This window comes from Synechococcus sp. GEYO, from assembly GCF_900473955.1.
Taxonomy (GTDB): domain Bacteria; phylum Cyanobacteriota; class Cyanobacteriia; order PCC-6307; family Cyanobiaceae; genus Synechococcus_C.
Genome location: NZ_UCNL01000011.1, coordinates 72963 through 90982, shown reverse-complemented (window position 1 = coordinate 90982; position 18020 = coordinate 72963). Strand labels below are relative to the sequence as shown.

The 18020-nt window shown below is 57.4% G+C and carries 26 protein-coding genes; 15 read left to right on the top strand and 11 right to left on the bottom strand.

The annotated features are described in order from the left end of the window. The first annotated feature begins 139 nt into the window (after positions 1-139). Entirely contained in the window at positions 140-331 is a 192-nt protein-coding gene (locus DXY37_RS11450; RefSeq protein WP_066908047.1) for a hypothetical protein, read from the top strand. Between the two features lie 97 nt (positions 332-428). On the opposite strand, the gene DXY37_RS11445 is transcribed toward DXY37_RS11450, so the two are convergent. Next, on the bottom strand, positions 429-1049 hold the full coding sequence (locus tag DXY37_RS11445) for a DUF3598 family protein (RefSeq protein ID WP_115126785.1): 621 nt from the start codon (positions 1047-1049) through the stop codon (positions 429-431). 528 nt (positions 1050-1577) lie between these two features. Here DXY37_RS11445 and DXY37_RS11435 point away from each other — a divergent pair. The 4 genes from DXY37_RS11435 (at position 1578) to DXY37_RS11420 (ending at position 3066) form a co-directional block, all read left to right on the top strand. Then, complete coding sequence (locus DXY37_RS11435; RefSeq protein WP_115126784.1) at positions 1578-2021, top strand: hypothetical protein; 444 nt, start codon at positions 1578-1580, stop codon at positions 2019-2021. A gap of 46 nt (positions 2022-2067) precedes the next feature. Beyond that, positions 2068-2292, top strand: a complete 225-nt coding sequence (locus DXY37_RS11430) for a hypothetical protein (RefSeq protein ID WP_115126783.1) — start codon at positions 2068-2070, stop codon at positions 2290-2292. A gap of 200 nt (positions 2293-2492) precedes the next feature. After that, positions 2493-2693, top strand: a complete 201-nt coding sequence (locus tag DXY37_RS11425) for a hypothetical protein (RefSeq protein WP_136975610.1) — start codon at positions 2493-2495, stop codon at positions 2691-2693. 103 nt (positions 2694-2796) lie between these two features. After that, complete coding sequence (locus DXY37_RS11420) at positions 2797-3066, top strand: hypothetical protein (protein ID WP_244277112.1); 270 nt, start codon at positions 2797-2799, stop codon at positions 3064-3066. 18 nt (positions 3067-3084) lie between these two features. Here DXY37_RS11420 and DXY37_RS11415 read toward each other — a convergent pair whose 3' ends face one another. From DXY37_RS11415 to DXY37_RS11400, 4 genes are read right to left on the bottom strand one after another with little or no spacing between them, the layout of a single operon-like run. Beyond that, positions 3085-4350 carry a cytochrome P450 gene (locus tag DXY37_RS11415; RefSeq protein ID WP_115126781.1) on the bottom strand — a complete coding sequence of 422 codons (1266 nt, stop codon included), beginning with the start codon at positions 4348-4350 and terminating at the stop codon, positions 3085-3087. Between the two features lie 39 nt (positions 4351-4389). Further along, positions 4390-5247: a metal ABC transporter permease gene (locus DXY37_RS11410; protein ID WP_170951880.1), complete on the bottom strand. Its 858-nt coding sequence runs from the start codon at positions 5245-5247 to the stop codon at positions 4390-4392. Beyond that, a complete protein-coding gene (locus tag DXY37_RS11405; RefSeq protein WP_115126780.1) occupies positions 5240-6010 on the bottom strand; it encodes a metal ABC transporter ATP-binding protein in 771 nt (256 codons plus the stop codon). Before DXY37_RS11405 ends, DXY37_RS11410 begins: the two co-directional genes overlap by 8 nt. Before the next feature lie 6 nt (positions 6011-6016). Next, positions 6017-7009, bottom strand: a complete 993-nt coding sequence (locus DXY37_RS11400) for a metal ABC transporter solute-binding protein, Zn/Mn family (protein WP_115126779.1) — start codon at positions 7007-7009, stop codon at positions 6017-6019. A 129-nt stretch (positions 7010-7138) separates the two neighbouring features. Here DXY37_RS11400 and DXY37_RS11395 point away from each other — a divergent pair, with 129 nt between their 5' ends. The 6 genes from DXY37_RS11395 to DXY37_RS11370 all read left to right on the top strand — a co-directional run bounded on the left by DXY37_RS11395 (position 7139) and on the right by DXY37_RS11370 (position 12318). Then, a complete protein-coding gene (locus DXY37_RS11395) occupies positions 7139-8476 on the top strand; it encodes a GTP-binding protein (RefSeq protein WP_115126778.1) in 1338 nt (445 codons plus the stop codon). Continuing rightward, positions 8464-9513 (top strand): WD40 repeat domain-containing protein, encoded by a 1050-nt coding sequence (locus DXY37_RS11390; protein ID WP_115126777.1) that lies wholly within the window; start codon positions 8464-8466, stop codon positions 9511-9513. Before DXY37_RS11395 ends, DXY37_RS11390 begins: the two co-directional genes overlap by 13 nt. A gap of 25 nt (positions 9514-9538) precedes the next feature. Next, on the top strand, positions 9539-10348 hold the full coding sequence (locus DXY37_RS11385; protein ID WP_115126776.1) for a VanW family protein: 810 nt from the start codon (positions 9539-9541) through the stop codon (positions 10346-10348). Between the two features lie 52 nt (positions 10349-10400). Next, entirely contained in the window at positions 10401-10658 is a 258-nt protein-coding gene (locus DXY37_RS11380; protein WP_115126775.1) for a hypothetical protein, read from the top strand. 155 nt (positions 10659-10813) lie between these two features. Then, on the top strand, positions 10814-11011 hold the full coding sequence (locus tag DXY37_RS11375; RefSeq protein WP_115126774.1) for a hypothetical protein: 198 nt from the start codon (positions 10814-10816) through the stop codon (positions 11009-11011). An 86-nt stretch (positions 11012-11097) separates the two neighbouring features. Further along, positions 11098-12318 carry a glycosyltransferase family 2 protein gene (locus tag DXY37_RS11370; RefSeq protein WP_115126773.1) on the top strand — a complete coding sequence of 407 codons (1221 nt, stop codon included), beginning with the start codon at positions 11098-11100 and terminating at the stop codon, positions 12316-12318. A 6-nt stretch (positions 12319-12324) separates the two neighbouring features. On the opposite strand, the gene DXY37_RS11365 is transcribed toward DXY37_RS11370, so the two are convergent. The 3 genes from DXY37_RS11365 to DXY37_RS11355 all read right to left on the bottom strand — a co-directional run bounded on the left by DXY37_RS11365 (position 12325) and on the right by DXY37_RS11355 (position 13870). Next, complete coding sequence (locus DXY37_RS11365) at positions 12325-13083, bottom strand: GAF domain-containing protein (protein ID WP_115126772.1); 759 nt, start codon at positions 13081-13083, stop codon at positions 12325-12327. Next, positions 13080-13373, bottom strand: a complete 294-nt coding sequence (locus tag DXY37_RS11360) for a hypothetical protein (protein ID WP_136975609.1) — start codon at positions 13371-13373, stop codon at positions 13080-13082. The genes DXY37_RS11365 and DXY37_RS11360 overlap by 4 nt, the downstream gene beginning before the upstream one ends. A 107-nt stretch (positions 13374-13480) precedes the next feature. Next, a complete protein-coding gene (locus DXY37_RS11355; RefSeq protein WP_115126770.1) occupies positions 13481-13870 on the bottom strand; it encodes a putative quinol monooxygenase in 390 nt (129 codons plus the stop codon). Between the two features lie 54 nt (positions 13871-13924). Between DXY37_RS11355 and DXY37_RS11350 the strand changes: the two genes are divergently transcribed. Beyond that, the gene (locus DXY37_RS11350) at positions 13925-14455 is read left to right on the top strand and encodes a cupin domain-containing protein (protein ID WP_244277110.1); all 531 of its coding nucleotides are present in this window, start codon (positions 13925-13927) and stop codon (positions 14453-14455) included. Between the two features lie 30 nt (positions 14456-14485). Here the strand turns inward: DXY37_RS11350 and DXY37_RS11345 are convergent, their stop codons facing one another. Further along, on the bottom strand, positions 14486-14962 hold the full coding sequence (locus DXY37_RS11345; RefSeq protein ID WP_115126769.1) for a cupin domain-containing protein: 477 nt from the start codon (positions 14960-14962) through the stop codon (positions 14486-14488). Positions 14963-15031: 69 nt separating this feature from the next. Between DXY37_RS11345 and DXY37_RS11340 the strand changes: the two genes are divergently transcribed. Then, positions 15032-15454, top strand: coding sequence for a DoxX family protein (locus tag DXY37_RS11340; protein WP_115126768.1), 423 nt, complete (start codon positions 15032-15034; stop codon positions 15452-15454). 85 nt (positions 15455-15539) lie between these two features. On the opposite strand, the gene DXY37_RS11335 is transcribed toward DXY37_RS11340, so the two are convergent. Next, a complete protein-coding gene (locus DXY37_RS11335) occupies positions 15540-15734 on the bottom strand; it encodes a hypothetical protein (RefSeq protein WP_067093086.1) in 195 nt (64 codons plus the stop codon). Between the two features lie 94 nt (positions 15735-15828). Next, positions 15829-15975: a hypothetical protein gene (locus tag DXY37_RS13470; protein WP_170951879.1), complete on the bottom strand. Its 147-nt coding sequence runs from the start codon at positions 15973-15975 to the stop codon at positions 15829-15831. A 132-nt stretch (positions 15976-16107) separates the two neighbouring features. Here DXY37_RS13470 and DXY37_RS11330 point away from each other — a divergent pair, with 132 nt between their 5' ends. After that, positions 16108-17064, top strand: coding sequence for an SdiA-regulated domain-containing protein (locus tag DXY37_RS11330; RefSeq protein WP_244277108.1), 957 nt, complete (start codon positions 16108-16110; stop codon positions 17062-17064). After that, on the top strand, positions 17057-18013 hold the full coding sequence (locus DXY37_RS11325) for an SDR family NAD(P)-dependent oxidoreductase (protein ID WP_115126767.1): 957 nt from the start codon (positions 17057-17059) through the stop codon (positions 18011-18013). Before DXY37_RS11330 ends, DXY37_RS11325 begins: the two co-directional genes overlap by 8 nt. The last annotated feature ends 7 nt before the right edge of the window (positions 18014-18020 follow it).

Below are 18020 nucleotides of genomic sequence, written 5' to 3'. Positions count from 1 at the left end.
ATTGTCTGTCGGTCAGGGCATTTCAGCCCGGTTGATTGATCAACTGCGACTTGAGATGAACCAATCCCGACATTTTTCCGTTGCTTCTCAAGATGTTCGTTTCAGCCGCACATCTTGATGTCAGATTCCTCGAGATCTTGTGTTTCAGATTGAAGAGCTCACTGACGCTGGCTGGCATCAGACCGACTTGCATGACACCAAGGACCACGCTCTTTGGCATGCAAGATCCAAAAGCGATGCAGATGGCCACACCTATCGGGTGATCAGCAGGGAATCGGGTCTTGTGTGTCTGATGACCAGGAATGGCAGTGAATGCTGGGAACTGGATTGAATTAATCCCAACAGGTGCTCACCGTTGATGGCTCTCGTTTGGTCAGAGTGTCAACAATCCACGCTGGACGATTTCTGCAGCCGATAGCTTCAAATCGTCATCCCCAGATGTCTGCGTCCGAGAGGGGCTCGAGGTATCCGTTGGCGTCGTAACGCCGCACGATCTGATGGGTTTGCCCCTGGGGAGTGATCCAGCGCAGGCCGCAGGCCGTGGAATCTCCCATTTGCCGATCTCTGGCATCGAGCAACAGCTCCACATGCGGCTCGGGTTGCCAGATAACCCAGTTGCCGCTGGTCCTTGTCGTGCACTCCAATGGCTGAGCCGGTGCCACTGGTTCACTGTCTTGCCTGGTTTCAACGATGTAGACCACCTGATCCAGACCATGAAATCCATGGCGTGCAACAACCCGCCGCCGTTCTTCGCCATGGACGACGCTCAGTTCACCGACCCAGGCCAGAGGAGTGATGGCACTCGGGCCGAGTGACCAGCCGCCACTTGAATTCACCTGCATCGTGAATGGCACGGTTTCGAAATTCATCGACCGCTGCTCTCCGGAGGAGAGATAGGTGAGGCAGTTTTCGATCACGCCATCGCGTTCCTGCACCTTCAGCGATGTCGGGAAACGATCGTCCTCATTGCCGCTGCTGCCCAGCCGAATGAAGCACCCCTTCCAGTGTCCGCTGTTGTGCTGCAGCAGCGCAGCGCGGGGGTCATGCATGGCTTCATGTGGTGTTGGTCGACCACCAATCGTGGCGGCCTAAACGGTCAGCCGTGATGCATCAAATGCGGAAGGCCGCCCCTTCCGGATGGAAAAGACGGCCTATCTCGCTCGTTCTCGCATGGTTTCACTCCATCAACGTCGGTGAAAGAAGGAGTGCGAAGCAACTGGCTGTGGCGTCCCTGGGGCCATGACGTCCAGAGGTGGGGCTGATGCGGCTCCGGGGCACCTGCGGCGGTGCAATGGAGTGTCGATCGACGTGGCGCACCTGATGTCTGCCTGTCGAAGGACCAGCCTCACGGATGGGTGGAAACTGTTGGAGCAGGGGGCCAGAAAGTCAGAAGGCTTCTGCGATCTGGTTGGGTGGAGTGTCGGCTGTCATCAGCGCCTCCGATCTCGATGAACACAGTTTTGGTGTCGGTCGCTACAAAAGCAATGAGCATGAAGGCGCATTGCCTGATTCCGGTGGATCCCTGGAGAGTGAAGACGGCGTGCCTGGTTCTGAGATGAGGCCACGGGTTTTTCGAGTTGTCGGATGCTGCCGCGCTGGCAGCAACGGTTCTGCTCGCTTCCTGCACGGGTGGAGAGGCTCTGAAGCGTTTTGAGTTCAATCCCGACGCGATGGGTGCCCAGGTGGCGACCGTGGATGTGCCCGCGGGTGGAGAGCTGAGTTTCTGGAACAGTCTTGATCTCAGCTATGAGCAAGGCAGTTCTGTGGCGTTCAGGATCTCGATTCAGCCGCAGGATGCGTCCAGTTCCACAGAGGTGGAGTGTGATGCTCTCGACCCGTCGATGACGTTGATGTCAACGAAGACGCAGCTGCAGGATCGTGTCAATCAATCCTGGAAAGTGGCTCGAATGCGCTGTGAATACGGTCCCATCGCTGGGGATCAACGGCTGCAGGTCACCGCGGTGCCCGTTCTGTCCGGGTCGGTTGAGATCAGGCGACTGGTTCTCGAACTGAAGCGCTGAGTTTTACGCTCCGTGCCAATAAGACAGCCCCTGAGGCTCGCGATGCATGGCTTTGCAACTTCACTCGGCTGAGTTTCTGCATGACGATGGACTCACCTATTGCATTCGGCGTGAGTCGCTTGATCAGGACTTCACGATCTATGAGAAACGAGATGGTGATTGGCTTGATTGTGGTCTTGATCAAGCTGTGAAAGACCTCAATTTTGCTGAGTTCAAACGCCTTGGATTGCTGATCAAAACGATCATGGACGCCGACCGCTGGGTCGCTTAGTTGATTGTTGATGTGGGAAGCCGTGGAGGAGTTGTATCTCTTGCTGTCTGGACAACCGACCCTGTCCAGGCGGTTTTCCCCCTGTGAAGATTCCGGTTGCTGTAGGAGTCTTGTTGCGGTTGAGAAGTTCATGAGAGCACCAGTTCCTGAGGTGAAAACCTTGGGAACTTTTTTTATGAAGCGCACGTGTTTTTGCAGTGTTGGCAGAAGACGATGGAGTCTTACTGCTGCACAGCCCCTTGCTGGAACCGGAGCTGATTACGCCACTGACCGCCCTCAGGGTCGATGAAGCCGGTCGGCTCACCTATATGGGGCAAGACGGTTGCCGGCGTGTGATCGTCGGCAACCCTGATCTGCTGGACAGACTCACGCAGAATGATCCAATCATTGATGAACAGTGAACCTGAGCGGCTTGATTGGGTCGCGTTCATCTTCATCGATCAATAGCTGTGATCTTCAGGGCCTTGACGGTGACGTTTAAGTAGGGAAGCATTTCCCCCTTCCATGATTAAGGGAGTCTTTGAGTTTCTGAAGTCGTTGTTTTTCGGAGAGTCCGATCAACAATTGGCCACGGATAATGCTCAATCGTTGAAGCAACGAACCCTTCAGGCGGTTGCCTCCGATCAGCAGGATCTGGTTCACAAGGGGCCACGCGGAGGTCTTTACCGCCTGGACGCCAACGGCCGGAAGATCTATCTCAGGCAGAGCTCCCAGGCCGCAGGCAAGCCTCGCCGAGCCAGGCGACGTCGGCATCATTCCTCCAAGGCGTCCTGACGGCTTGCGCAGAGTTGTTCATTGGCGTGGTGTCACGCTCACCACCAGCCCGTCACGCGGGGTCGGGCTGGGAATCTGCTTCAACGAGAGATCTTGATCGGGCACGAGACGCAGCTGCAGCTTCTGGATCAGCCCTACGGTCATCAGCCTGATCTCCAGTTCGGCCAGGGCCTTGCCGAGGCAGACCCGCTCACCGCCTCCGAAGGGCAGCAGGGTTTGAGTGAACGACCCATCCAGATGGCGCTGCGGCCTGAATGCGGCGATGTCAGACGCTGCCTCTGCGGTTCTGGAACCCAGCACCACCTGAATCACCCGATCCTGGGGAATCTCCACATCGGCCAACCGGATTGGCTGCAGATTGCGGCGAAAAAAACCTCCCACCGGTGGCGTGAGCCGCATCACTTCCAGAACCGTGGCATCCAGGCGGGGTGATCGATGCGAGGCCTCGAAAGGCCAGGGTGATGACAGCAGCTCTGGCAGAAGCCATTGCTCCACGTCTGGGTTGAGCAGCAGAGCACGGAACAGACAGCTCAGCGATGATGCCGTTGTCTCATAACCAGCGAACAACAGCAGCAATAACTGCTCCACGAGGTCGTCGTCATCCAGTGGCATGTCGACTTCATCGAGCCCGCCACTGAGTAGATCCAGCCCTCCCTGGCTGGAGTCGCTGTGTTGCAGCACCGTTTTCAGGCGGGTGAGTAACCGCTTCCGTGCAGCCAGTGCTCGGGCAAAGGGAGTCCCCGGTATCGCCAGTGGAATGGAGAACAGGGCCTGGGTCCAGATCTCGAAATCAGTGAACAGAGCATCGCGATCGCTGGCGTCGAGCCCCAGCACGGTGGTGGCGATCACGGCGAACGCGAAGCGTCGCATCCTGGTGGCCAGAGGCTGCGGAGTCTCAGACTGCTGCAGCTCAAGGATCAGTTCCTCGATCAAACCCTGGATCGATGGGGTGTAGCGGCAGAGTGCGCCGCTGGAAAACAGCTGCCCCACCACGCGGCGGCGGGCTTTGTGAGCGGGGCCGCTGCGGTTGGCCAGCGACCGGCTGCCGAGCAGTTGACGCACGCTGTCTGGCCACCAACCCTCGAGGGCTGCTTCCTGCTTCAGCAGATCGGAAATGGCCCGTTCACCCTGGATGAACACGATGCGCTGAGCCAGCAGGCGGGTCTCAAAGACATCGCCATGGGCTGCAAAGCGTTTGCTGGCGAAGCCAGGGTCACTGAAGAAGTCGAGCGTCTCCCTGAGGCCCGTGACAGCACCGGTGCTGGGACATGTCGCGACGCTCATGGAAGCTGATTGGTTGCCACGAGAACCTATCGGCCTCACTCAACGTTGTGGGTCAAGTGCTGTCGTTGATGGCCGCCTGAAGACGCGTGAACTGAGAATCAGGGCGATCAGGAATCCCAGGAACTGCACCATCACCACCGAAGGACCTGAGGGAAGGTTGGTGAGTCCGGATGCCAACAACCCCAGCAATGCGCAGGTGCCTCCCAGGATCGAGGAGACGAAGACGTAGATCGGAAAACGTCGACAGAGCAGACGGCCTGCGCAGGACGGAATCACAACAAAGGCGCTGATCAGGAGCACGCCAACCGCCTTGATCGACACCGCCACAACCACAGCGAGCAGCACGATGAAGGCCAGTCTGTGCCATCGGGTCTGCACACCCACCGCACCGGCAAGATCCTGATTCAGGGTGAGCAGCACCTGTGCACGCATGCTCAGGCTCAGATAGATCAGTGCCGCTGCCAGCAAAATGCCGATCACGATCAGGTCGAGACTGCTGACCCCGAGGATGTCTCCAAACAGCAGCTGGCGAATACCGCCCCGATAGCTCTCCACCAGACTGAGAAATAAAATTGCAGCCGCAAGAGACGATGAATACACAATGTTCAGCAGGGCATCCGTGGGGAGGGAGCTGCGCTCCACCAGCTGATTCACCAGGATGGCGAACACCACCGCAAAGGGGATCAGAACCAGCGTGGGATTCACGCCGATCAGGATTCCCAGCGTGATGCCCAGCAGGGCGGAATGCCCCAGGGCATCGCTGAAAAACGACAGTTCCCTGAGCACGGCGACACTGCCCAGCAAACCGCCAAGCGCTCCAGTGAGCAGACCGCCGATCAGCGCGCGCTGCATGAAGGGTTCGGCCAGAACAAGCGCCAGCGCTTGAGTGTCAACCATGACACTGATGCCTGTACGGAACCATGTTGGGTCCATACAGATCAACGAGTCGTTCAGGAGTCAGGGTGTGGTCCGGTGAACCACTGCAGCAGAGGCGACGGTTCAGTCCGAGAACCTGGTCGCTGCTGCGGCGCACCATGTCGAGGTCGTGGGAGACATGCAGAACGGTCCATCCCTCCTGACGCCGCAACTCCAGCAGCAGCTGCTGAAAACGTTCGTTCGATGGCACATCAAGACCTGCCTGCGCTTCATCGAGCACCAGGAGTTGACGGTGCCGCACAACGCAGAACGAGAGCATCACGCGTTTGAGCTGCCCCCCAGACAGTTCACTGAGAAGACGGTTGCGCAGATCGATGCAACCGGTGCGATCCAGGGCCTTCTCGATAGCACTTTTGCGTTTGCGATGTTGCTGCCATGGCCAACGTGGCCCTGGCGGGTCAAACCCAAAGCCGACGAATTCGGCCACGCTTAAGGGGAAACGACCCTGCAAGGCCAGACTCTGCGGCACGTAGCCAATCTGAGATCTGATCGCACCGGGAAGTTCGCCGTTGGCTGAAAGCTGTTCTCCGAGTATCTGAACGTCTCCTTCCTTTCGTGGCAGAAGCCCGAGCAATGCAGCTACCAGAGTGCTCTTACCAGCACCGTTAGGGCCAACCACAGCGGTCTCGCTCTCACTCTGGAGTTCGAACGAGACCTTGTCCACAGCGAGGCGACCTGAACGTTCAACCGACAGGTCGTTCACTACCAACACCGGGCTGGGCATCAAACGTCAGTCCCCAATGGCTTTGACCAGATTGTTGACGTTGAAGCGCATCACCTCAAAGTAAGTTCCAGGCACTTTGGCGGACTCTGCTGAGCCGGTCTCCAGAGGGTTGAATTCAACGATATTCACGCCGAGATCTTTCGCCAAGGCATTGAAGGAACGCTTGCCCTCCTGAGGCTCGCTGAGCAGGGCTTTGAGGCCTGAAGCTTTGACCTGAGCGGCCACCCGTTGCAGATCGGCCGGGCTGGGATTCATCTCGGGAAGGTCAACCAGGAATTCCGCTTTCAGCGAATAACGGTTGGCGAAATAGGTGGCGAAGTCGTGAAAGGCCACAAACGTCTTGCCGCTGTAGGGCTTGAGCTTCTCGGTGAATTCCGTGTTCAGCTCCTTGAGCTTGGCGGTGAACTGCTCTGCATTGTTCTTGTATCCCTCAGCGCAACTGGGATCGGCTTTGACCAGACCATCTCTGATGTTCTCGACTTGCTGAGCGGCGCGAACCGGGTCTAGCCAGATGTGGGGATCGTATTCACCATGGCTGTGTCCATGGCCGTGGTCGTGGTGCTCAGCGACGTGATGGTCGTCGTGGTGATCATCGTGATGGTCGTCGTGGTGACCACCTCCAGCCGCTTTGATGGTCTTCACTCCAGTGCTGGAGTCAATCACCACCAGATCCTTGTTTTCAGCGGAGCTGATCAGATCATCAAGGAACTCCTCCATGCCGAGCCCGTTTTTGACCAACACGTTCGCGCCACTGAGGTCCGTCAGGTCGGATGGTGTGGCCTGAAAGTCGTGGGGCCCCAGGTTGGGTGGGATCAAGGCCGTGACATCTGCGCAGTCACCAGCCACCGCTTCAGTGAAAAGTGTGATCGGCAGAAACGTGGTGACCACTTTCACTCCCTTGCTTTCGGTTGCATCGGTGTTGTTGACACCAGGAGCACCGCAGGCCACCAGGCCAAGTAGAAGCGACATTGCGCTCAGACGCGAAAACACAGAAGCCATTCAGTTCTGAAAGCCAGGGCGGGTTTGAGGTTCAGAGCTCGATCGAGCTCACTAATGAAAAATGATAATCATTATCGCGGTGGTTGCCCGTGCTCACTAGCGTTGTGAAAATCACGCTGCTCAGTGTAGATGTATCAAAAAGTACCCGTTACGATTTTGACCGGCTACTTAGGGTCTGGAAAAACAACTTTATTGAATAAAATTCTCAGCGAAGAACATGGTAAACGCATTGCTGTGATTGAGAATGAGTATGGTGAAGTTGGCATTGATCAAGGTCTTGTGATCAATGCAGATGAAGAGGTTTTTGAAATGTCGAATGGGTGCATTTGTTGCACTGTTCGTGGGGATTTGATCCGGGTTCTCGGTAATCTAATGAAACGACGTGACAAATTCGATTACGTCTTGGTTGAAACAACTGGGCTTGCTGATCCTGGGCCAGTTGCGCAAACATTTTTTATGGATGATGAGATCCGTGATGAATTCACGCTTGATGGAATCGTCACGCTCATTGATGCTGCGCATATTGATCAACAACTTGAGCGAAGCAATGAAAGCTCTGAACAAGTGGCGTTTGCTGATGTTTTGATCCTCAACAAGTCTGATCTTGTTCCAGAGGAATCACTGGTGAAGCTTGAGTCGCGCCTGCGAGACATGAACACGTTGGCCCGTGTGGTGCGCAGTACCCAGGCTGAAGTTCCAGTTGAAACGGTGTTGAACCTGAGCGCCTTTGATCTTGACCAGATTCTGGAGCGTCGCCCCACCTTCCTTGAGCCGGAGTATCCCTTTGAATGGACCGGCGTGTACCAGCTTGAGCCAGGCAAATACGAAATGACTCTCGATGATGGCCCAGATCCTGAGATGTCTCTGGTTGCCATCCCCGGGCAGAAAGCTGATGAAGATGCGCTGAAGCAAAGCGCAGAGCAGTGTGTTCGGCTCTTCGCCCAGTCCGCGCAATCCCTCAAGCCAGGCGATTCAATTGCTGCCAATCAACATCTCAGTCTGGAGTTGGAGTCGAAGGGGACGAAGTCGTTTCTGTTTGAAGTCAAGAACGAAGAAACGATCGGTTTCTATGCCCAGCACACCGCAGAGGAATTTGACCTGAAGATCATCAAGGCTGGGCAAGCGGTGAGTCCGATCAAAGAGCGCGTCTGGGTTGCAGAGCACGAGCATGACGATGAGGTCGGTTCCATCGCCATTGAGCGTCAGGGCAATGTTGATCCTGAAAAGCTCAATCAGTGGATTGGAACACTGTTGGCGGAAAAGGGCGTTGATATTTTCCGGACCAAGGGATTCATCAGTTACAAGAACGAGTCCCGCAGAGTTGTGTTTCAGGGGGTCCACATGTTGTTCACCGCCCAGCCGGGGCAGGAGTGGGGAGATGCGCCGCGCTGCAATCAGCTCGTGTTCATCGGCCGTAATCTCGATGAGGCCCAGATGCGCAAGGACTTTGACGAATGCCTGATCTGAAGACGTTTGCCCCCCAGGGCATGCTTCATGAGGGTTGGACTGCCCAGGTTGATGACTACGCGCTGGCCTGTGGATGGACGGGCGATGGAGACAATCTGCTGGTCGGTGATGTTGCCGGAGGACTGTCTCTGTTTGCAGGCAAGACCGGTGAACTGATCTGGACCAAAAACAACATTCACCAGGGCGGTTTACTGGCTTTGGCGATTCATCCGAAAGGGGATCGTTTCGCCACATCCGGCCAGGATGGATGCGTCTTGATCTGGGATAGTCAGCAGGGGGAAATCCTGCACTCGATCAAGCCTGGGCGAGGCTGGGTTGAGCATCTGGCCTGGTCAGGCAGCGGCGACATGCTGGCGGTTGCCGCATCAAAAAACGTTCACATCTATCACCCTGATGGTGTTGAGAAATGGTGCACTGAAGAACACCCCAGCACCGTGAGTTCGATCGCCTGGTCGAAGCCCGATGAGCTCGCCACCGCTTGTTATGGGAAGGTCAGCTTCTTTGACATCACCAGGCAGCAAGTTGCGCAGGAATTGAAATGGCAGGGATCACTGGTCTCCATGGTGCTGAGTCCCGGCGGAGACATCGTGGCCTGCGGTAGCCAGGACAATTCCGTGCATTTCTGGCGCCGTTCAACCGGCATGGATGCTGAGATGACCGGCTATCCAGGCAAGCCCAGTCAGCTGGCGTTTGATCAAAGCGGTCAGTTTCTGGCCACCGGTGGCAGTGATCAGATCATTGTCTGGAATTTTCAAGGTGATGGTCCTGAAGGATCACTGCCTGGTCAGCTTGTGCTCCACCCCGAAGCCATTTCCACCCTGGCTTTTGCGCATGAAGGACGGATCCTGGCCTCAGGTGCAAGGGATGGATCGGTGTTTGTCTGGCTGCTGGATCACAATGGTGATGGCAATCCACTGGGAGGAGCTTTCACTGCTGAGAAGATCAGTGCGGTGTGTTGGAAGCCCGATGACACAGCTTTGGCGGCGATTGACTCCGATGGTCGAGTCTCGGTGTGGCAATTCAAAATTCGTGGTTGATCTCTGATCCAGCCTTTTGTTGGGCATGTTTGAACTTCACCGACCGATTCAGCGCAGCAGGATCCGGCATGTTCTGGGTCGAGAGTTCCATATTGCAAAACGAAAGATCCACTGGTTGATGGGTGGCCAGAGCTGGGCTGCACGCTCGGACTCCTTATTGATCAACTATCTGAAGTTCAGTCATCAGTCTTTGATTCTTCGTCCCTTGCCAGGAGTGGACCTTCAGCTTCAGCACAACAAGCGCAGGAATCTCGAGCTGGCTATTGCCCGATTGGACCGAGTTGTGTTGCGTCCTGGCGAGACATTTTCAGTGTGGAAGCTGGTGGGTCGGCCGACCAGAAGCAAAGGCTATCTCGATGGTTTGGTCTTGAAACAGGGAAGGATTGCTCAAGGTCCGGGAGGCGGGCTTTGCCAGTTGGGAAATCTTTTGTTCTGGATCGCAGGGCACAGTCCACTCACGATCAACGAGCGTTGGCGGCATGGATTTGATGTTTTTCCTGATGTGAATCGATCAATTCCTTTCGGGGCTGGAGCAACATTGGCCTACAACTATGTCGATCTGCAGTTGACCAATCAAACGGCCTATTGCTTTCGCATTCACTTATGGCTGGATGAGACGCATTTGCATGGTGCGCTTTTCTGTGACACCAACTATTCCTCGACATACACCCTGGAAGAGCGCCATCACCAGATCAAGCAACAGATCTGGGGTGGCTATTCCAGGCACAATCAGATCTTCCAGATCCGGCAGGATACAGATGGCTCTAGCTCAAACAAGCTGCTGGTGGAAAACCATGCCCTCATGATGTACGAGCCGTTGTTGACAGCGGCTTGAGTCAGGTGCTGTGGATGTGGCTAGCTAGTTGAAGTGACCTGTCTCTCTGCCCATGGACTGGATGCTGCTGCTGTTGATTGCCGCTTCCCATCTGGCCAGCGCCTTCCTGGCCGCGACGATTGCCCGGCAGAAGGCTCGCAACAGCCGGTCGTGGTTTGTCGCTGGTCTTCTGTTCGGGCTGCTGGGCTTGATCGGGGCCGCAGGAATTCCCGATCGTCATCAGATCGTTTTTCTGCGCCATCTCGCTGAAGCTCAGGGATACAGAAACAGACGTGGATCCGGGGGCAAGGCAGGTCAGTCAGAACGCTGAACCGTGCCGCAGCTGTTCAACCTGGATGAAAGTTCCGATTCGTGGCAGCGGATACCGGTTCATCACGGCGATGGAACCCGGATCTCTGATCTGTCCTCGACCACACATCAGCGGCGGTTCAGCTGAGGTGTCATTCCACCACCTGTTGCTGATCCATGGGTTCTGCCTCTTGCTCCAAGAGCACTTCCTCCAGTCGATCCATCAACAGCTGTGCGGAGGATATTGATGCGGAGGATCAGGTGTGCGTGCAGTTCTGGAGGAATGGCTGCTCCCAGGTCGCCCATGTGAGTCGCTCCGCTCTCGGCCGCTATCGCCGTGATCTGCTGGCGACAGGGGCTGTGCTGTTGAACTGAATCATTGGATTTCGCCTCCTGTTGACTCGCGTTGCTTGTTCAGCAGCCCTGGGTGATTTCCTGGAGAGATCGATTCGGATTTTCTCTTGGACCCTCTGCTGATCACAGCCCTGTTGTTGGTGGCCACCGCTTTTGCCGCCTGCGCTGGTTTGCTGATTGCCCTGGTGGGGTTGCAGCGGGTGTTTTCGATCGCCCCTTGCTTGGAGGCAGAGCCTGAACTTGATCCAGCGGACACATCGCTGTGTGTGGTGATCCCCGCCTACAACGAAGCCGACAACATCGGTCCTTGCCTGAGCAGTGTGCTGGCAAGTGATCCTCCCTGCCATGACTGGCAGGTGCTGGTGGTGGATGACGAGTCCACGGATCTCACCGCCGAACGAGCAATGCGCACAGCAGCTGCGAGCACAGCCAGTGATTCGAACGCTGCTGGGCTGCCGTTTGAACTGCTTAGGGCCGGCCCCCGTCCTGCCGGTGAGCGCTGGGTGGGCAAGAACTGGGCCTGCACCCGAGCCATGGAGCAGGTGCGCAGCCACTGGGTGCTGTTCATCGATGCCGACGTGCGTCTGCAGCCCGGGGCCTTGCGCCGTGCGCTGGCTCAGGCGATCCGGGAGGAGGCCGATTTGTTCAGCCTGGCGCCGCGGCTTGGCTGCGGCTGCGTGGCGGAATGGATGGTCCAACCGATCATGGCCAGCCTTCTGGGGCTGGGGTTTCCAATTGAGGCCACCAATGACCCTGATTCAGAGGTGGCGTTTGCGGCAGGGCCTTTCATGCTGTTCCGCCGCAGTGCCTATGAGGCCATTGGCGGGCATCGCGCTCTCGCGTCAGAGGTGGTGGAGGATCTGGCCCTTGCAAGGGGCATTAAGGAGGGTGGCTTTCGCTTGCGCTACCTGCTCGGTCTGGATGCAGTGGATCTGCGCATGTATGCCGATCTGGCATCGCTCTGGGAGGGGTGGACCAAGAATTGGTTGATCGGTCTCGATCGCGACGTGGCCAAGGCACTGGCTGCCGCCGGTGTGGTGGTGCTGATGTTCAGTGCTCCCTGGCTGCTGCTGCCCTCGTCGCTTGTGTTGCTCTGGCTGTTGCCCCAGCTATCGCTCTGGTGGCTGGTGTTGTTGGGGTTGTCATTGCTGGGGATTGGGCAGCAGTTGGCTCTGCGCTTCTGGCAACGCCGGCGCTTTGATGTTCCGCTCACCTACTGGTGGTTGATGGGTGCCGGCGGCCTGCTGCTGGGGGCGATCGGACCGGTGTCGGTGTGGCGCACGCTCACCGGCCGCGGCTGGACCTGGAAAGGTCGGCAGCTGGCCTGATCAGCCTCAATCACTGATCACCTGTGCTGGTTTCTGAACGTCTTTCCCAGACTCCCGACTCTTTGCCTGCCAGGCCTCCAACACTTCCGGGAAGTGCTCTTCAATGCAGCTGTCGCAGATGCCATGGGAGAAGTTCAGGGTGCTGCGTTTGGCCAGGTACTGATCGAGATGAACCCAGCTGCCACGCTCATCCTTGGCTTTGCGGCAGTAGCTGCAGGTGGAGATGATTCCCGATGGCTGGCTCTCAGAGCAGAACGACTCGAGCAGATTGATCGATCGTTTTCTCAGGTCAAGGAACGAAACCACCTGTCTGGACAGGGCTTTCATGATCTGCATCTGATTGTCTGAGAGCTGGCTCGGCTTGCGGTCGATCACACACAGGGTGCCGATGCGGTGCTCTGCTTCGTTGTTGAGCGGAAAGCCGGCGTAGAACCTGATCTTTGGATCGCCGCAGACGAGCGGGTTATCGACAAAGCGATCGTCGCGAAGCGCATCGGTCACGATCAGGGGCTGGTCGGTGTGGATGGCATGGGCACAGAACGACCAGTCTCTGGGGGTTTCCTCGGCTTCAATTCCCACCTTTGATTTGAACCATTGGCGCTCGCTGTCCACCAGGCTCAGCAGTGCAATCGGTGTTTCGCACACCAGAGAGGCCATGTGTGTGATGTCGTCGTACGACTGCTCAGGGCGCGTGCCCAGAATCCTGTATTCACTCAGGGCCTTGAGGCGTTCCTGTTCAAATTCAGGGATGAGAGCGGTTTTCATCGCCTGGCCCAGTTGGACCTCAAGGTATGTGTTGTTGAGAACCTGTGCTGATGCAGCAATGGAAGTTCACGGCGTTTCAATTGATGTGTGAAGTTTCGAGATGAATCGGTGAAAATCCCTGCTCTGCTGAATTCGTTTCTGCTGAATTCAATGCCGTTGAAATCGTTCTGGTGTTGTATTGATTCACCGCGACTCTTGCCGGCTGACTGCCAGGTTTGATCCAGGGCGACCTCAACCAAGAAACCAAGCATTTTCTTGGTTGTCTTGATATGACTCTTGATCGCGGTCAAGCCGAATCCTCGGATCTCAGCAGTGCTTGCATCACTGATACGGACGTCAACCATCCATCAAGTGCGGGCACTTGTGGTCGTGAAAACTCCTCAAGTTGTCGGCACGATTAGACGCGGCTGTAGCCCAGCTTGCTGGCGAAGATTTTCAGTGGTAGCCCGAACGACTCCATCAGGGCGCGGCATTCGTCGCCAACGGTGCCATACACCTCGATGCTGAAGCCATCACCGAGTTCGGCATGTTGTTGCAGATAGTCCTGCACCGGTGGATTGCTCACATGGGCCGCGAAGGCTGCATCGTTGGCATACACCTCTGACCAGACGAAAGCCTGGGGATCGTCGGGATCCTGATCAAAGGTGTGATGCAGCATGCCCGGCTCACTGGCCTGAACGGCGGCATCGGTGGCTTCGGCAAGCTTCAGGTAGGCATCCACGCAGCCCGCTTTCACATGAATGCGGGCCAGCAACATGAACGGTGTGGATGCATTAAATCCGGCCATCACTTCACTGTTGTTTGGTTGATTTTCGCTTGAGCGGGGTCTGCTGACTAATTCATGGTCACACTGATCAAGGTGTTTGTTTTGACCTCTGAATCCATGCGTAAGTTCGTTCTCCCCGCCCTGGCGGCAGTCTCTGTTCTGATCACGGGTGTTGCTGGCTGCTCCAACCGGGGAAGTGAAACCACCCAGGCTGCTGCGCCTGCTGAGCCTGCTTCAACTGAGGTCAAGATCGAGGAGGTGTTCAAAGGCTCGAAGACGCTCAACGGCACTGCTTTGAGCTACCCCGAGGGCAATCCGGAGCTGCGCCTGTATCGGGTGGAAATCCCAGTGGGCGGCAAGATTCCTGTGCACACCCACCCCGCTCCGATGCTGGTGCATGTGCAGGGCTTCGAATCCGGGGATCTTCTCAACACGCGGGTTCAGCCGGATGGCACGGAGGTGAGCACCGTGTTCAAGCCCGGTGAAAGTTTCATCGAAGGCTCCGAGGAACCTCATTTCGTGCAGAACAACAGCGACAAGCCCACGGTCGTGTGGGTGATGGTGGCCTCAGTGGAGGGGATGCCCACCACTGAGTGGGACGAATGAATGGCTGAGCGCTTCAGCTGATCCTGGCTGTCATGGCTGCGTCTGCGGCACCAGATCGATCACCACGGCGGTGGCTGGTTGGTCTGAGTCGTTTCTCCAGCCGTGCAGCACACCGGTGGATTCGAAGACGGAATCTCCGGCCTTGCGCTGAATCGCACGGGGACCTGTTCCGTTATCGCGGATCTCGATCAGGGATCCGTTGATCAGGTAGGCAACACCGGGCCGTTGCTGATGCTGATGCCAGGCCACTGATCCACCGGGACCAATCGTGATGCGCCTGGTGCGCAGCACCCGTCCTTGCAGTGCGGCGAATTCCCTGGAAAGATCCAGGCTGCCCAGCGATTCCACGCTCACCTTTGTGGTGGTGGATGGAGCATCACGGGGTGCTGGGCGTTGTTCGCGGGCGGGCGTCACGGTTTGGGGTTCGTGGTTGCCGTGAGCCAGGGCCGCGGCTCCCGGAACCAGCAGGCTGGTGATGGCGATCAGCGACAGAACGGGGGCTCGCATGGCTTCACTCGACTTGGTCACTATTGTTTCAACCACTACCAAGGCGGTGCCTGTGACCGCTCGATCGACATGAGTACCCCCGTTTCGCCCAACCGGGTTCTGGATTTCCTGGGCCGCGTATTTATCGCCGCCGTGTTTGTGAACGCGCTGCCCGGCAAATTCACCGACTTCGCCGGCAACGCCGCTCGGATCGCTTCCAAGGGAATCCCCGAGCCGCTGGCGAATGTGCTTTTGTTTGCAGCGATTCTCGTGCTGATCGCTGGTTCGATCATGCTGGTGTTCGGCGCCGACACGATTCTGGGCGCTTCACTGCTGCTGGTGTTCCTGGTGCCCACCACCTTGGTCTTCTATGCATCCCCGTTTCAGGCGGTGCCTTTTCTGATGAACCTGGCACTGATTGGTGGCCTGATCCTGGCGATCACCCGATCAACGGCCAACCCTGCGCCCAACTTCCGCAAAGTGCGGGCCAAGGCCTTCGACAGCATCCGCTGAACGACCTCTGCTGTATGCGGTCTGAGTATTCAGGCCACAAAAACCCCCCACGCCCTGGTGGGGGTAAGGCGAGATGGTCAGAGCTTCACTCGTCGAAGACTTTGCACATCGGTGAGCCGGGATGGGTATCGCAGATCTCGTCGAGCACCTTGTCGCGGTGACGGCTGTCGGGGTTGTTCACCCCAGCATCCTTTTTGGGGTCAAACTCTTCTGTTGTGTGCTTCTCGTTGGTGCCGTAAGGGAGTTCATACTCCTCGAACTTGTGCTTGCCTTCAGACATCGCGCAATTCCTCCTACAGAACGAATTCCTGAAGTTCAGACCTTAGAGAGCCTGGAGGGGGAACTGAGCAACTTTGGCAATTCTTCCGTTGAGCTCAGCTTCCGGAGGAGCGCAGCGGTCTGCGTTGGATGCGCAGGCGCTGGGGGATTTCGCTGGAGCTGGGCAGTTGCAGCTGAGCCTCAGCCCAGTCCTGCATCAGTGCTTCCAGCAGGGATTGACGATCGCCGAACAGCCGAAGCATTGTCCTTGCATCTGAGATTCAGTCTCAACAAAGCATGGTGGCTCTGCTTGGAGCAAGTGATTCTCATTAGCGTTCACATTGTGTTGCGTCAGAATTTCGCAAGCACTATCTCCTCAACTGCTCAGCAGATCGATGCGTCGACGCTCCCTTTTGGCGATGGCGCTGACCGCTGGATCAGCGGTTGGAGCGTCTCTCGTTGGTGGAGCTGCCAAGCCCCAAACCAGTCACCGTCTCAAAGGAATCAATCCAGCTACGGGGACATCAACTGCCATGAATTCCACGTCGCTCATGGGACCGTTCCGCCTTGAGCTGATCAGCAGGCACAAGATCCGTGATCCAGGCCTGGGCCTGAATGAACCCTCAGGGCTCAGCCTGAATGCTGATGGCACGGCGCTTTATACCGTCAGCGACGACACCAAGGCCATCTATTGCATGGATCTCGAGGGCCGGGTGTCGGTCAGTGAGTCGTTCTTTGTGAGCGTGTCGGATCTGGAGGGCCTCGCTCTCAGCAGCGACGGCCAACAACTGTTCGCGGTGCAGGAAGACAGCAACACCGTGATCAGCGTTGATCTGGCCAGTGGCCGCGAACTGCAGCATCGCCCCCTGGCTGAGATGGCCAATTACGCCAGTGTTGCGATCCACTTCCCGAGCGAGCCGGATAACAAGGGTCTGGAGGGGATCATGGTCAACAGCACCAACCAGCATTTGTTCGTGGTCAAGGAAGGACGACCCGGGCTTCTGATCGAACTCGATGCTGAATGCAGCACGATCTTGTCGTCGCGTTTGCTGACGACGGCGAACGGCTTCTCCCACCCAAAGCTTGGGCGACGCAGGCTCGACTTCTCCGGGCTGAGCTACGACAGCCAGCGCGACACGCTCTGGATTGCCAGCGACAAGGGACATTGCCTGTTTCATTACGACTGGAATCGCGATCAAGTGCTGCAGCGCCTGGATCTGCGGCTCAATGACGGCGGTCAATCCAAGCGAGTGCGTCAAGCCGAAGGCATCGCCGTGGATTCAGAACGTGGCAGGGTTTATGTGGTAAGCGATCGTGACGCCGAGCTCTACGTGTTCCAGCTTCATGGCTGATCCTGCATCCCAACGCGTTTTGCTCACCGGAGGAAGCTCCGGCGTGGGTTTTGAGGCGGCGAAAGTTCTCAGTGCCCAGGGGCATCAGCTCACGATTGTCTGCCGCAACCAGGCCACGGCCGATCAGACCCGCAGCCTGCTGCCGGGTTCTGTTCATACCCTGATCTGCGACCTGGCAGATCTCGGGGCCGTTGCCGCGATCTGCAGCCAGCTTGTGGATCGCGGCACAGCGTTGGATGCGCTGGTGCTCAATGCCGGTCTGCAATATGCCGGTGCCTCCGAGGCGCAGTTTTCGGCGCAGGGCATCGAGCTCACCTTTGCGGTGAATCAGCTGGCCCATCAGCTGATGGCGATGCGGCTGCTGCCGCTGTTGCACCAGGCCAACAGTCCGCGCGTGGTGATCACCGCTTCGGAGGTGCACAACCCCTCAAGCGGTGCCGGCAAGGTGGGCAAGCCTGCGGATCTCGGCGATCTGGAGGGACTGCGTGCCGGGGCGGGCTTCGCGATGGTGAATGGCAGCCCAGGCTTTGATGGCAACAAGGCCTACAAAGACAGCAAGCTCTGCAATGTGCTGATGGCGCGGGAGCTCAACCGGCAGCTGGAGGGCGCTCTGCCGGTAATCGCCTGGAGCCCCGGTCTGGTGATCACGCGCAACAGCGGTGGCTTTTTCCGATACAACAAGCGCAGCAATCCACTGGGCATGGGGGCGTTTGCCTTTGTGGCCCGCGATCTGCTGCGGATCACCGAATCGCCCGGAAATGCCGGCCGCCTCCTGGCGCAGCTGGTCTGCGATCCGGAGGTCGCGCCGGGGTTCAACTACTTCACCAACAAGGTGGTGAGCTTCGGTGGGCATCGGCTGGAGCCCACCGATACCAGTGCTGAAGGTGCTGATCTGCAGAAGGGCAGGGAGCTGTGGCAGCTGTCGGAGCAGTTGATCTCCCTAACTTGAGCGCACG